The 13,061-nt window shown below is 37.2% G+C and carries 11 protein-coding genes; 10 read left to right on the top strand and 1 reads right to left on the bottom strand.

What is annotated here, in order from left to right; all coding sequences use genetic code 11:
- Window positions 1-10: 10 nt before the first annotated feature.
- The gene (locus C8D70_RS10405) at window positions 11-1,156 is read left to right on the top strand and encodes a hypothetical protein (RefSeq protein ID WP_110367270.1); all 1,146 of its coding nucleotides are present in this window, start codon (window positions 11-13) and stop codon (window positions 1,154-1,156) included.
- A gap of 75 nt (window positions 1,157-1,231) precedes the next feature.
- On the opposite strand, the gene C8D70_RS10400 is transcribed toward C8D70_RS10405, so the two are convergent.
- The gene (locus C8D70_RS10400) at window positions 1,232-2,155 is read right to left on the bottom strand and encodes a sterol desaturase family protein (protein ID WP_110367269.1); all 924 of its coding nucleotides are present in this window, start codon (window positions 2,153-2,155) and stop codon (window positions 1,232-1,234) included.
- A 153-nt stretch (window positions 2,156-2,308) separates the two neighbouring features.
- On the opposite strand from C8D70_RS10400, the gene C8D70_RS10395 reads away from it, so the two are divergent.
- From C8D70_RS10395 to purD, 9 genes are all read left to right on the top strand, one after another.
- Window positions 2,309-4,168, top strand: coding sequence for a glycoside hydrolase family 13 protein (locus C8D70_RS10395; RefSeq protein WP_110367268.1), 1,860 nt, complete (start codon window positions 2,309-2,311; stop codon window positions 4,166-4,168).
- Window positions 4,169-4,177: 9 nt separating this feature from the next.
- Window positions 4,178-4,696 (top strand): nuclear transport factor 2 family protein, encoded by a 519-nt coding sequence (locus tag C8D70_RS10390; protein WP_181416118.1) that lies wholly within the window; start codon window positions 4,178-4,180, stop codon window positions 4,694-4,696.
- Entirely contained in the window at window positions 4,696-6,114 is a 1,419-nt protein-coding gene (locus tag C8D70_RS10385) for an MFS transporter (RefSeq protein WP_110367266.1), read from the top strand. The genes C8D70_RS10390 and C8D70_RS10385 overlap by 1 nt, the downstream gene beginning before the upstream one ends.
- Before the next feature lie 587 nt (window positions 6,115-6,701).
- A complete protein-coding gene (locus tag C8D70_RS10380) occupies window positions 6,702-7,430 on the top strand; it encodes a pirin family protein (protein WP_110367265.1) in 729 nt (242 codons plus the stop codon).
- Window positions 7,431-7,467: 37 nt separating this feature from the next.
- Entirely contained in the window at window positions 7,468-8,019 is a 552-nt protein-coding gene (locus C8D70_RS10375) for an NADPH-dependent FMN reductase (RefSeq protein ID WP_076594255.1), read from the top strand.
- A 308-nt stretch (window positions 8,020-8,327) separates the two neighbouring features.
- On the top strand, window positions 8,328-9,320 hold the full coding sequence (gene purM / locus C8D70_RS10370; protein WP_110367264.1) for a phosphoribosylformylglycinamidine cyclo-ligase: 993 nt from the start codon (window positions 8,328-8,330) through the stop codon (window positions 9,318-9,320).
- Window positions 9,321-9,403: 83 nt separating this feature from the next.
- Window positions 9,404-9,970 carry a phosphoribosylglycinamide formyltransferase gene (gene purN / locus C8D70_RS10365; protein ID WP_110367263.1) on the top strand — a complete coding sequence of 189 codons (567 nt, stop codon included), beginning with the start codon at window positions 9,404-9,406 and terminating at the stop codon, window positions 9,968-9,970.
- Between the two features lie 174 nt (window positions 9,971-10,144).
- Window positions 10,145-11,662 carry a bifunctional phosphoribosylaminoimidazolecarboxamide formyltransferase/IMP cyclohydrolase gene (gene purH, locus C8D70_RS10360; protein WP_110367262.1) on the top strand — a complete coding sequence of 506 codons (1,518 nt, stop codon included), beginning with the start codon at window positions 10,145-10,147 and terminating at the stop codon, window positions 11,660-11,662.
- 90 nt (window positions 11,663-11,752) lie between these two features.
- Window positions 11,753-12,991: a phosphoribosylamine--glycine ligase gene (gene purD, locus C8D70_RS10355; RefSeq protein ID WP_076594259.1), complete on the top strand. Its 1,239-nt coding sequence runs from the start codon at window positions 11,753-11,755 to the stop codon at window positions 12,989-12,991.
- The last annotated feature ends 70 nt before the right edge of the window (window positions 12,992-13,061 follow it).

Below are 13,061 nucleotides of genomic sequence, written 5' to 3'. Positions count from 1 at the left end.
GTATTGAGGTATGAAGTTTTTTTTATCATTATGTATGGTCTCATTTTTAACGTCCTTTTCATGGGCTCAGACTAAGTTACCTGTTCTGAAAGCAAATGGAACTAAAGCCGTTATTTATGAAAAAGACAATGGCTTAAAAACAGATTGGAATATAGATCCTAAAATTAAACCGGATGTCTATACAGTATCCAAAATAGCCACTTCCAATAAAAGGGTTATCATAAAAACAGATATAGATTCTCTTGCCGTAGACCTCAAAAAAGGAGAAAAAAAAGATATTATCATTCTTCTAAAAGATAAAGATTCCGCTTTGACAAGAATAGAATCTCTGCCGCCAAAAGACTTCAGTAACAGGTCTTTTAAAGATACGATGAAGCTTCATATCAATGAGCAGAATACCATATTCGTAAAAACAGTACTCAATAAAACAGATACTCTTTTGCTCAACTTTGATACCGGTACAAGTGATCTTGTCCTTACCCAGGAAACACTTAAGAATAAAATCAAAAGTTCATTAAAATCAGGGACCAATATTCTGCAGATTGGAAATAGAGAATATAAGGGATTTACCATTTATCCCGCACAGCTTACAGGCCATGGTACAGATGGTAGGTTTGGATGGGATCTGTTTGATGGCATGATTGTAGAATTAAATTATGACAAAGGTTTAATGGTGGTACATTCTCAGCTTCCGCCTGATGTGAAATCTCAATATTCTTCGGTTCCGATAAAATATTTTAATAACGTCTTTCAGGTGCAGGTAGGCATCACGCAGGATAAGGTTAAAAACAAAGATTGGTACCTGTTTGATACAGGATATCAAAGAACGGCCATGCTGGACGGCCCTTTATTGAATGAACAGGGTTTTCCTGCCGATAAAATGACGGTCATTAAAAAAGTAATCATGAAAGGGGCTCAGGGTAATGAAATTCCGGTGATGACCTCCAATCTTCAGTCTTTATCATTAGGAAAAACAAAACTAAAAAATATTCCTGTACAGCTATTATCTCAAAGCAGACCAGTAACGGGTACCAGGATGAATATTTTAGGGAATGAAATACTAAAGAGATTCAACGTATTTTTAGATTTTCAAAAAAATGTCGTTTATATGAAGCCTAATCAATTGGTTAATGTAACTTACATAGAAAGTAAATAAATTTTTTAGTCTGATATTTTTAATCCACTATAACCAAACAGTCTACAGGTTCATGCCCTGTAGACTTTTTATTCTTTAATTGGGAATGTTTTTTACCTTTTCTTTATATTCCTTCTGATACTGCTTTACCGTTTTCCCAGAGCCGTCATGCCTCCATCCCGGCGAATAAAAAAGATATTTTATCCGGTCCTTAAAAGAAATTCCCGGCTGTCTGATATCTTTTCCTATTCTTCTCCATTCATAGAAAAGCATGGTAGCAGGATCTTTGGATTTTATTTTTGGATATACACCATATTTCACAGGAACTTCAGGGTCTTCTTTTTCAAAAGTTCCAAAAATTTTGTCCCAGATAATAAGTCCCATTCCCATATTACGATCCAGATATTTGATGTTACACGCATGATGTACCCTGTGGTGGGAAGGCGTAACCAGAATATATTCCAAAAATCCCATACTTTTAATCGATTGGGTATGAACAAAAGTGCCATAAATCTGTATAGAAGAATAAGCTACCAGAATATGCCACGGATGAAAGCCCATGAAAGCTAATGGAGAGAAAAACAGATATCTGTACAATGGTTGAAAAACAGGGCTTCTGAATCCTGTGCTGATATTGAAATAATCAGAATTATGGTGTGTAATATGTACCGCCCAGAAAACCCTGGAATGATGATCTACATAATGATGAACATAATACGCAAAGTCCTGAGCCAGAAATACCGCAATCCAATACCATATGCCTTCCTGCCAGTCAAAAAGACGGTGCTGGTAGAAAAACATCATCACGAATAAGGAAAAACCTTTCATAATGATATCCAATCCATAATTAAGCAGGGCGAAAAGAACGTTTGTTGCTACATCTTTAGTTTCATATATTTTCTCTTTATTAAAGTGGCTGTAGGCCATTTCCAGGAAAATTATAGCAGCAAACACAGGAATTGTCCATGTGTAAACAACATCCGGTCCTTCAGTTTTGAACATATTGCTGAAATCCAACATTTTTTCTATAAAACTAAACATAAAAAGCATGGGAAATTAATTTTATGCATGAATTTTTTATGAAAAATTTAAGTATTCATTGTAAAAAAAATACACTTTCTGTTGTGTTTTTGGATGCATATATAAAAATTTAATGCTAAATTGAACACTAATATGAAGACAATATATGCAGCATTCGCCCTTTCGATAGCTTCCTTTGCTTCTTCCCAGAAAAATCTGGAAAGAGTAGAGCCGGCTTTCTGGTGGAAGGGAATGAAAAATCCTGAACTTCAGATCCTTGTTTATGGAAAAGATGTAGCCAATCACGAGATTACGCTTTCAGATGGGATACAGATCAAAGACATCCGGAAAGTGGATAATCCTAACTATGTTTTTGTTACGGTGGATACCCGGGAAATAAACATTCCGAAGTTTATTATCAATATTAAAAAAGATAAAAAGAATCTTGGTTCATATACCTATGAGTTAAAACAAAGAAATCCCGGATCTGCCAATCGTGAGTCTTTTACTTCAAAAGACTTTATGTATCTGATCATGCCGGACCGATTTGCCAATGGTGATGAAAAGAACGATTCAAGACCGGAACTTACCGAAAAAGCAGATCGCACCCTTCCCAATGGCAGGCATGGCGGAGATCTTCGGGGAATTATCAACAACCTTGATTATATCCAGAATCTGGGAGCTACCGCTGTCTGGCTTACTCCTGTGAATGAAGACAACGAAAAAGTATATTCCTATCACGGCTATGCCCAGACTGATCTCTATAAAATAGACGGCCGCTATGGAACCAATGAAGATTATAAAACATTATCCCGGGAGCTGAATAAACGAAATATGAAGCTCGTGATGGATTATGTAACCAACCATTGGGGCGGGTCACACTGGATGATTAAAGATCTGCCTTCCAAAGACTGGATCCACTGGTTTGATGAAGGAGAAAAAGGATTTAAAAGGTCCAACTACAAAACGACAACACAGTTTGATACCAATGCTTCTGATATAGATAAAAAATATGCACTGGATGGTTGGTTTGATACCACCATGCCTGATATCAACCAGAAAAATCCATTGGTTCTTAAATATCTGACCCAAAATGCAATCTGGTGGATCGAATATGCTGAGCTGGGAGGATTCCGTGTAGATACTTATCCATATAATGATAAAGAAGCCATGGCAAAATGGGCTAAAGCAATTACGGATGAATATCCGAAATTCAATATCGTAGGAGAAACATGGCTGTATACAGCAGCACAAATTGCAGCGTGGCAGAAAAATTCGAAAATAGGGGCGATAGAAAATTATAATTCAAATTTACCGTCGGTAATGGATTTTATGCTCTTTGAAAGTATGCCTAAAGCCCTTAGTGAAAAAGAAAGCTGGGATAAAGGGATGATTAGAATTTATGACTCTTTTACCAGCGATTTCCTGTATCCGGATATCAATAACCTGCTTGTTTTCTTTGAAAATCATGATACCGAAAGATGGAATGAAATCTTTAACGCCAATCCGGAAGCTTACAAAATAGGACTTACTCTGATTTCCACAGTAAGAGGAATTCCACAGATTTATTACGGATCAGAAATAGGAATGAGAGGTGATAAAAAGACGGGAGGCGATGCAGATATCCGCAGAGACTTTCCGGGAGGCTGGAAATCTGATACACAAAACGCTTTTAATCCCTCCTCTCAGACCCCGGAGCAGAAAGAATTTTTCCGGTTTACCCAAAAACTACTGAACTGGAGAAAAGGCAAAGAGGTGATTCATAATGGAAAGACTAAAAATTTCGTTCCTCAGGATGGAGTCTTTGTATATTTCAGATATAATGAAAAAGAAAGTGTAATGGTGGTGGTCAACAATAATGAAAAAGATCAGACGTTAGATTTGAAACGGTTTGCAGAATCACTTAACGGATTTACAAAAGGAAAAGAGATTATTTCAGACAAAGAAATTTCATTACAAAAAAGCATGAATATTCCTGCCAAAACTCCACTGATCATTGAACTAGAAAAATAATAATACCCTATGAATAAACTAACGACTGCTTATACATTAATCCTTTTTTTAATGGGTTTTTCTTTACTTACAGCACAATCGAAGACCGGATTTGAAAAAGAAAAATCGGAAATCACTACCATGCTTGATACCTTCAATGCTATGGCAGCAAAGGCCGATTACATTGCCTATTTTAATCTGTTTGCAGAGGAATCTACCTTTATTGGAACAGATGCTACTGAAATCTGGGATAAAAAAGCATTTATGGTATGGGCAAAACCTTATTTCGATAAAAAGAAAACCTGGAATTTTAAAGCCCTTAAAAGAAATATTTATTTCAGTAAAGACGGAAAACTGGCCTGGTTTGATGAATTACTGGATACCCAGATGAAAATTTGCAGAGGTTCGGGGGTAGTGGAAAAAATCAACGGAAGCTGGAAAGTAAAACAGTATGTTCTTTCCATGACTGTTCCCAATGAAGTGGTAGATAAAGTAGTTACAGAAAAAGCACCTATTGAAGATGCATTAATTAAAAAACTGAAATCATAATGGCAATAATGATGGGGAAATATGATACAGGAGCAGTAGGAAAAAGAAAAAAACCGGACTTATCCATGCTCCAGATTATTAATATGAGCATGGGATTCCTGGGAATTCAGATGGCGTTCGGATTACAAAACGGAAATGCCAGCCGTATTCTGGGGAATTTAGGAGCAGATGTTCACGAGCTGTCCTGGTTCTGGCTTGTAGCTCCCATTACAGGCTTGATCGTTCAGCCTATTATCGGTCATATGGGGGACAATACATGGAGTCCGTTGGGTAGAAGAAAGCCTTATTTCCTGATTGGAGCAGTCTTGTGTGCAATAGGGTTGGTTTTACTTCCTAATGCAGCTTCTGTTACTCAAATGTTTGTTGCCAATGCACTTTTGTTAGCCGTAATATTCCTCGCCATGATGGATGCTTCGGTCAATATTGCAATGGAGCCTTTCAGAGCTTTGGTGGGAGATATGCTCCCTAAACATCAGGGGACAATAGGGTTCTCGGTACAAACCATTCTGATTGGAATCGGGGCAGTACTGGGTTCATATTTGCCTGACTGGTTAACAAAACTGGGAATTTCAAACGAAGCACCAGCAGGATTTGTCGCCGATAATGTTATTTATTCTTTTTATATCGGGGCAGGATTGCTTATTATATCAATTCTGTATACCATCATGACAACCAGAGAATATTCTCCACAGGAATTTGCAGATTTTGAAGATGGAAAAGAAGCGGATCAACACAAATCCAAGTTTTCAGATATTTTTAAAGACTTTGCAGCAATACCTTTGCAGATGAAAAAGCTGGGAATTGTTCAGTTTTTCTCATGGTTTGCATTGTTTACCATGTGGGTTTTCACAACCAGTGCTCTGGCCACCCATCATTTTGGACTTTCCCCGGAAGATACCCATTCCAAGGCATTCAATGATGCCGGAGATCTTACCGGAAAGCTCTTCGGGATGTATAATCTCTGGGCAATTCCGTTTGCTTTTCTGCTGACACCTATTGCTAAACTGATCGGTAAAAAACAAACCCATGCTTTAGCCTTATTGTGTGGAGGTTTGGGATTGGTTTCAATGTATTTCATTAAAGATGTCAATAATTTATGGATCTCCATGATCGGATTAGGTTTTGCCTGGGCAAGTATTTTAGCAATGCCTTATGCAATGCTTATTGAGGTGATTCCACAAAGAAAAATGGGTGTTTATATGGGAATATTCAATTTCTTTATTGTGATTCCACAGATCATCAATGGTTTGTTCGGAGGTCCCATCGTAAGCGGGATTTTCGGAAAGCAGGCGATGGATTATGTGGTTGTAGGAGGTGTCTGCATGCTGATTGGAGCTGTAGTAACCATGATTTTTGTAAAATCTGAAGATGAAACTCCAAAAGGAATCGAAGAAGAAATCAAGCAGGTACACTTTTAAAAAATAAATAGTTGTACTGACCTATTCGTTTTAGTCATAATAGTTTCGATAGTCCCTGCCTGACATCGCTTAAAATTTAGGTTGGTATTCGGGTTGTCACCCTGAGCCTGTCGAAGGGTTATCACTAAGAAAACCTTCGTTAATCATTAATCTCGAGTATTAGGAATAAGTTAACTGGTTTAAACAAGTATCAATAGGAGCGGGCTTTAGCCCGCTTTTCTTTTAAACATTCATCAATTGGCTTTAGCCAAAACTTAAAATCTATCCTTCGTATACTTATTATTTTTTTTGATCCAAGATTGCAATAATCTCCCACAGATTTTTACAGATAACACGTATGCTTGCACTTGTTTAATCATTGGAAGAAAAAATATCCCATATAAAATTTTATCCCACATAAAATCTTTGTGCCTTAAAAACATATTGAAAATAAAAAAATCGCGTCTTTGCGTAATCCAACCTATAAAATGATCCTCACTTTCTGAGCTCTCTCAACCTTTTTAATTTCTCCAAATTTCCTTTCTTAACCTACATCAACTTTTTAAACATCCGCATACCGTACATTTGTAATATAAATAATCACAGAAATGAAAACAGTATATCATAAAGCAGATTCAAGAGGCCATGCCAACCACGGATGGTTAAATTCTTACCATACATTCAGTTTTGCCAACTATCAAAACAGAGACAGAACGAACTTTGGTGTTTTAAGAGTATTGAACGATGACACCGTTTCTCAGGGAATGGGCTTCGGAACACACCCGCACAGGGATATGGAAATTATTTCAATCCCTTTGGAAGGAGATCTGGAGCATAAAGATTCAATGGGAACTACAGCGGTGATCAGAAAAGGAGAAATCCAGGTGATGAGTGCGGGAACCGGTGTACAGCACAGCGAATACAATAAAAATAAAGATGAAGAAGTAAAATTCCTTCAGATCTGGGTTTTCCCAAGAGAATTGGATGTTGAACCTCGATACGATCAGAAAAGCATTAAAGAAGGTGAAAAGATCAACGGCTTCCAGCAGATCTTATCTCCCAATAAAAATGATGACGGAGTTTGGATTCATCAGGATGCATGGTTCAACTTAGCAAATTTTACAAAAGGAAATGGTAAAAATTATATGCTCAACAAAAAAGGAAACGGGGTTTATGCATTCGTTTTAAAAGGAAGTGCCAAAATAGGAGACCGTATTCTGAACGAAAGAGACGGATTGGGAATTTGGGATACGCAGAGTTTTAATATCGAAGCCGTGGAAGACACCGAAATATTATTAATGGAAGTCCCAATGGAGCTGCCGTCTTATCTTAAATAAAAAACTAAATTTGTAACCTTAAAAATAAGCCACATATATGAAAATTTTAGCCATAGCAGGAAGTAATTCAGAAGTTTCAATAAACAAACAGTTGGTAGCCTATGCATCAACATTATTTGAAAATGCAGAAGTAGAAGTAATTGATTTAAATCCTTTTGAAATGCCAATCTATAAACACGAAAGAGAATTAGCAGGTGGTGTTCCACAGGAAGCTCATGATTTCGCAGCAAAAATTGACGGTGCTGATGTATTACTGGTTTCTTTGGGAGAGCACAACGGAACGTATTCTACAGCATTCAAAAATGTGTTCGATTGGGTATCCAGAATCAAAGACAGAACTGTCTGGAACGAAGTACCTATGCTATTGATGTCTACATCTCCCGGAGGTAGAGGCGGAGCAGGAGTTTTGGAGGCAGCGTCAAAGCGTTTTCCTTTCCATGGAGGAAATGTGGTAGAGACTTTTTCTCTTCCTTTCTTTAATGATAACTTTGATAAAGCAGCTCAGAAAATTTCTAATGAAGAGAAAGACAGTGAGTTAAAAGAAAAAATTAAGAAGATTGCAGCCATTGAAACAATCCTTGAAAAATAGAATTTGAATATTCGTTTAAAATTACTATTTTTGCAAAAAGAAAAGAGATGAAAATTCAGACCTCCTATAAACAATGTTTTTCTCATAAAGGGAAAGTTGTGGACTCTGAAATTCTGAGATAAAATAACGGCCGATAATCTGAAAAGATTGTCGGCTTTTTTGTTTTCTAAAATCGAGTATAAAAGTAATTATTAAAATAAAATGTACCAATATACTAATGTACCAATTTACCAATTCTCCGGTTTCCAAAGTGAAGCTATTGTTACATTGCTAAACTGATATATTGTTACATTATTAAATTATTAGACATGAGCAACACTTACAAATCAGCAGGAGTAGACAAAGAAGAAGGATATAAAACCGTCGACAAGATCAAAAAAGCGGTTGGTGAAACCCACAATTCCAATGTACTGAATCATTTGGGAAGTTTTGGGGCGTTCTATGAAATCGGGGGATACAAAAATCCGGTTCTTGTATCAGGAACAGATGGAGTAGGAACAAAGCTGAAAGTAGCTTTAGATACTAAAAAATATGATTCTATTGGGGTAGATTGTTTCGCAATGTGTGCCAACGATATTCTTTGTCATGGAGCAAAACCGTTATTCTTTTTAGATTATCTGGCTTGTGGAAAGCTGGATTCAGAAATTGCTGCAGAAATCGTTTTAGGAATGGTTGCCGCTTGTAAGGATAACAACTGTGCGCTGATTGGTGGTGAAACTGCTGAAATGCCTGGAATGTACCAGCCTGGAGATTATGATGTTGCCGGATTCTGTGTAGGAATCGTAGAAAAAGATCAGATCATTGATGGTTCTAAGATCAAGGCAGGAAACAAAATTATTGCATTACCAAGCTCAGGATTCCACTCAAACGGATTCTCTTTAGTAAGAAAAGTATTCCCGGACTTTGAAGAAGAGTTTGAAGGAAAACCGTTATACGAAACACTTTTAGTTCCTACAAGACTATATTATAAAGACATCCACAAAGTATTGGAAGAAGTGAAAGTAGAAGGGATTGCTCACATTACAGGAGGAGGTCTTTATGAAAACGTTCCAAGAATTATTCCTGAAGGACTTTGCGCTTCTATTGACGAATCAAAAATCAGAATTCCTAGTGTGATGCTTGAGCTTGAAAAAAGAGGTGGAGTAAAACGTGAAGAAATGCACGGAACATTCAATATGGGTGTAGGAATGGTAATCGTTGTAGATGCTGAACATGCTGAAAAAGTATTGCACCTTTTGGATGACGCTTACGAAATCGGAGTAATCACTGAAGGAGCAGAGAAAATCAATTTATCACTATAATAATATAACAATATAACAATGTACCGGTGTACCAATTAAATCATTGTTACATTGATAGACTGATACATTGTTACATTATTAATATGAAGAACATCGTTGTACTCGTATCCGGTTCAGGAACCAATCTGCAGAGAATCATTGATACTATTGACTCAGGAGAAATCCAAAATGCAAAAGTAACTTTGGTGGTAGCAGACAGAGAATGTTTCGGACTGGAAAGAGCAAAGAATCACAATATAGAAAACATATTGATTCCGAGAGGAAAGAATTTCAGCAGTGAATTGGCTAAAGTAATCCCTGAAAATACAGATCTTATTGTATTGGCAGGATTTTTATCCATCTTAAAATCTGAATTCTGTGAAAACTGGAATGGTAAAATAATCAATATTCACCCGGCTTTGCTTCCGAAATTCGGAGGAAAAGGAATGTGGGGAATGAACGTTCACAATGCAGTCATTGAAGCCAAAGAAACAGAGAGTGGGGCGACTGTACATTTTGTGACACCGGGCATTGATGAAGGAGAAGCTATTCTTCAGAAGTCTTTTGAAGTAACCACTGAAGATACTCCTGAAACGCTGGCTCAGAAAGTTCACCAGATTGAATATGAAATTTTCCCGCTAGCCATCAATAAGGTTCTGGGAAATGAATAAATATAACAATGTATCAGTGTACCAATTTACCAATGTTGAAGGTATTGTTACATTACTAAATTGATACATTGTTATACTAATAAAAGAAATCTAAGTAAAATAAAAGTAAGTTCGGAGGTGAAAGACCCGGACACAGTTTGAAATAGCTGTAAAAAGTAAAAAATTGAAAGTAAAATGAGTAAAAAGAGAGTTTTAATCAGTGTTTCTGACAAAAGTGGATTAATTGAATTCGCACAGTTTTTGGAAGCTCAGAATTATGAGTTGATCTCTACAGGAGGAACGTTCAAACATTTGAAAGACGCTGGTTTAAATCCTATTCAGATTGATGAGGTAACCAATTTCCCTGAAATGTTGGATGGAAGAGTGAAAACTTTACACCCGAAAGTTCATGGTGGACTGCTGGCTGTCCGTACCAACGAAGAGCACATGAAAACCGTTCAGGAACACGGAATTGGTCTGATTGACATGGTGATTGTAAACCTTTACCCTTTCTTTGAAAATGTAAACAAGGATATTTCTTTACATGAGAAAGTAGAGTTTATTGACATCGGCGGCCCTTCAATGCTTCGTTCTGCAGCTAAAAACTTTGATTCTGTTACAGTAATCACTGATGTGGAAGATTATGCAGCAGTGAAAATTGAAATGGAACAAAACGGAGATACATACATCGAAACCCGTAAAAAGCTGGCAGGAAAAGTGTTCAATCTTACCTCTGCGTATGATGCAGCAATTTCAAGAATGCTTTTAGATGAAGAATATCCTGCTTATCTTAATGCTTCCTATAAAAAAGTAGCGGATCTAAGATACGGAGAAAACCCTCACCAGACAGCAGCTTACTACGTTTCTACTTTCGAGAACGGAGCGATGAAAGATTTCGAACAGCTTGGAGGTAAAGAACTTTCTTTCAACAATCTTCGTGATATGGACCTTTGCTGGAAAGTAGTCACTGAGTTCAAAGAAGAAATGGCCTGTTGTGCGGTAAAACACTCTACCCCTTGCGGAGTTGCCATTGGTACTTCAGCATTGGAAACCTACCAGAAAACATTCGAATGTGATCCGGTTTCCATCTTTGGCGGAATTGTTGCAATGAACTATAAGATTGATGCAGCAACAGCGGAAGAACTCAACAAAACTTTCCTTGAAATTGTAATGGCTCCTGAATTTGATGAAGAAGCCCTTGACGTTTTAAGAAAAAAGAAAAACCTGAGAATCATCAAAATAGTAAACCCGGTTTCAGACAAACAAACTTGGGTGAAAGTAGACGGAGGAATCCTTGTCCAGGATAATGACCTTCACTTTTCAGATGATATCAAAGTGGTAACTGAAGTACAGCCTACAGAAGAACAGAAAAAAGCATTACTTTTCTCTCAGAGAGTAGTAAAATATGTGAAGTCTAACGCGATTGTAGTTTCCAACGGAATTCAGGCATTCGGTATCGGAGGCGGACAGGTCAACAGAATCTGGGCAACTCAGCAGGCTATCGAAAGAGCAAAAGAGAAATTCTCGGGAGATTTAGTTCTGGCTTCAGATGCATTTTTCCCTTTCCGTGATGTGGTAGATTTCTGCGCTCAGGAAGGTATCAAGGCCATTATTCAGCCGGGTGGAAGTGTAAAAGATCAGGATAGTATTGAGGCGGCAAACGAGCACAATATTCCAATGATGTTTACAGGTGTCAGACACTTTTTCCACTAATTAAAATAGAATTAAAAAATAATTAGGGATTGTATTTTTAGCATTCAAAATTATATATTTGTAAAATAAGACTAGATAATAATATAAAGTATGAGAATATTAATCATAGGTGAAGGCGGTAGAGAATCTGCTTTAGCGGCAAAGCTTCAGAATGACTCAAGAATTTCTAAAATGTTTTTTGCCAACGGGAATGCTACTACCGATGTAATAGGGAAAAATGTTCATTTATCAGAAATCAAAGAACTTAGAGATTTCGCGATTAAAGAAAAAATTGATCTTACGATCGTAGGTCCTGAAGCTCCTCTTGTAGCGGGTATCAAGGATGAGTTTAAAAAGCATGATCTTAAAGTTTTCGGGCCTAATCAAAAAGTAGCGAGCCTGGAAGGAAGTAAAGCTTTCTCTAAGAAATTTATGCAGACCTATGATATCAAAACAGCTAAAGCGGTCGTATTTGATTCATACAATGACGCTAAAGAGTATGTGCAGACACAGCAATATCCTTTGGTGATCAAAGCTAGCGGTTTAGCAGGCGGAAAAGGGGTGGTTATCTGTGACAACCTTGAAGAAGCTGAAGCTACAATCCACGATTTCATGATCAGAAGAATTTATGGTGATGCTGGTATTCGTTTAGTTATTGAAGAATATTTACAAGGTTTTGAAGCGTCTATCATTGCTTTCTCTAACGGGGAAAAATTATTCCCTTGTGTAGCGGCTAAAGATTATAAAAAAGCTGGAAACGGAGATACAGGACCTAATACGGGAGGTATGGGTTCCGTAGCACCAAGCCCGGAATTTACTCAGGAGCACTATGCAGATTTTGAGAAAAATATCTTAGAACCTACTGTTAAAGGTCTTAAAGCTGAAGGTTTCGGATTTAAAGGAATCATCTTCTTTGGATTGATGGTAACGAAAAACGGAGCTTACCTTCTTGAATACAACATGAGATTCGGAGATCCTGAAACTCAGGTATTGATGGCATTAATGGAAAACAATCTTCTTGATGTGATCCAGGATTGTATGGAAGGAAAAGACATCGAGCTTAAGTTTAAAGACGAAAAAGCAGTTTGTTTGGTAATGTGTTCCGGAGGTTATCCGAGAAACATCGAAATAGGTTTCGAAATTACGGGTGAAGATAAACTGAAACACAGTAAACTGTTATACGCAGGAGCAATCAGCAAAGGAGATAAAGTAGTTTCCAATGGAGGTAGAGTACTGAACATTGTGGCTACAGGAGCTACTTACGAAGATGCCCGCAAAAAAGTTTACGAAGACGCAGGTCACGTACATTTCGATTACGGCTTCTACAGAGAAGACATCGGAAAGTTTTAATAAAAATCACGAAAAAAGATTTGGATACATTCCAAGTCTTTTTTTGTAAAACAGTTAAATAAGCAATAAG

It is taken from the genome of Chryseobacterium sp. CBTAP 102 (assembly GCF_003201365.1).
Taxonomy (GTDB): domain Bacteria; phylum Bacteroidota; class Bacteroidia; order Flavobacteriales; family Weeksellaceae; genus Chryseobacterium; species Chryseobacterium candidae.
This window is presented reverse-complemented; position numbering and strand designations above follow the sequence as displayed.

Excerpts from the sequence above, each read along its gene's own strand:
- C8D70_RS10405 (WP_110367270.1), top strand. The coding sequence starts at position 11 with ATGAAGTTTTTTTTATCATTATGTATGGTCTCATTTTTAACGTCCTTT.
- C8D70_RS10400 (WP_110367269.1), bottom strand. The coding sequence starts at position 2,155 with ATGTTGGATTTCAGCAATATGTTCAAAACTGAAGGACCGGATGTTGTT.
- C8D70_RS10395 (WP_110367268.1), top strand. The coding sequence starts at position 2,309 with ATGAAGACAATATATGCAGCATTCGCCCTTTCGATAGCTTCCTTTGCT.
- C8D70_RS10390 (WP_181416118.1), top strand. The coding sequence starts at position 4,178 with ATGAATAAACTAACGACTGCTTATACATTAATCCTTTTTTTAATGGGT.
- C8D70_RS10385 (WP_110367266.1), top strand. The coding sequence starts at position 4,696 with ATGGCAATAATGATGGGGAAATATGATACAGGAGCAGTAGGAAAAAGA.
- C8D70_RS10380 (WP_110367265.1), top strand. The coding sequence starts at position 6,702 with ATGAAAACAGTATATCATAAAGCAGATTCAAGAGGCCATGCCAACCAC.
- C8D70_RS10375 (WP_076594255.1), top strand. The coding sequence starts at position 7,468 with ATGAAAATTTTAGCCATAGCAGGAAGTAATTCAGAAGTTTCAATAAAC.
- purM (WP_110367264.1), top strand. The coding sequence starts at position 8,328 with ATGAGCAACACTTACAAATCAGCAGGAGTAGACAAAGAAGAAGGATAT.
- purN (WP_110367263.1), top strand. The coding sequence starts at position 9,404 with ATGAAGAACATCGTTGTACTCGTATCCGGTTCAGGAACCAATCTGCAG.
- purH (WP_110367262.1), top strand. The coding sequence starts at position 10,145 with ATGAGTAAAAAGAGAGTTTTAATCAGTGTTTCTGACAAAAGTGGATTA.
- purD (WP_076594259.1), top strand. The coding sequence starts at position 11,753 with ATGAGAATATTAATCATAGGTGAAGGCGGTAGAGAATCTGCTTTAGCG.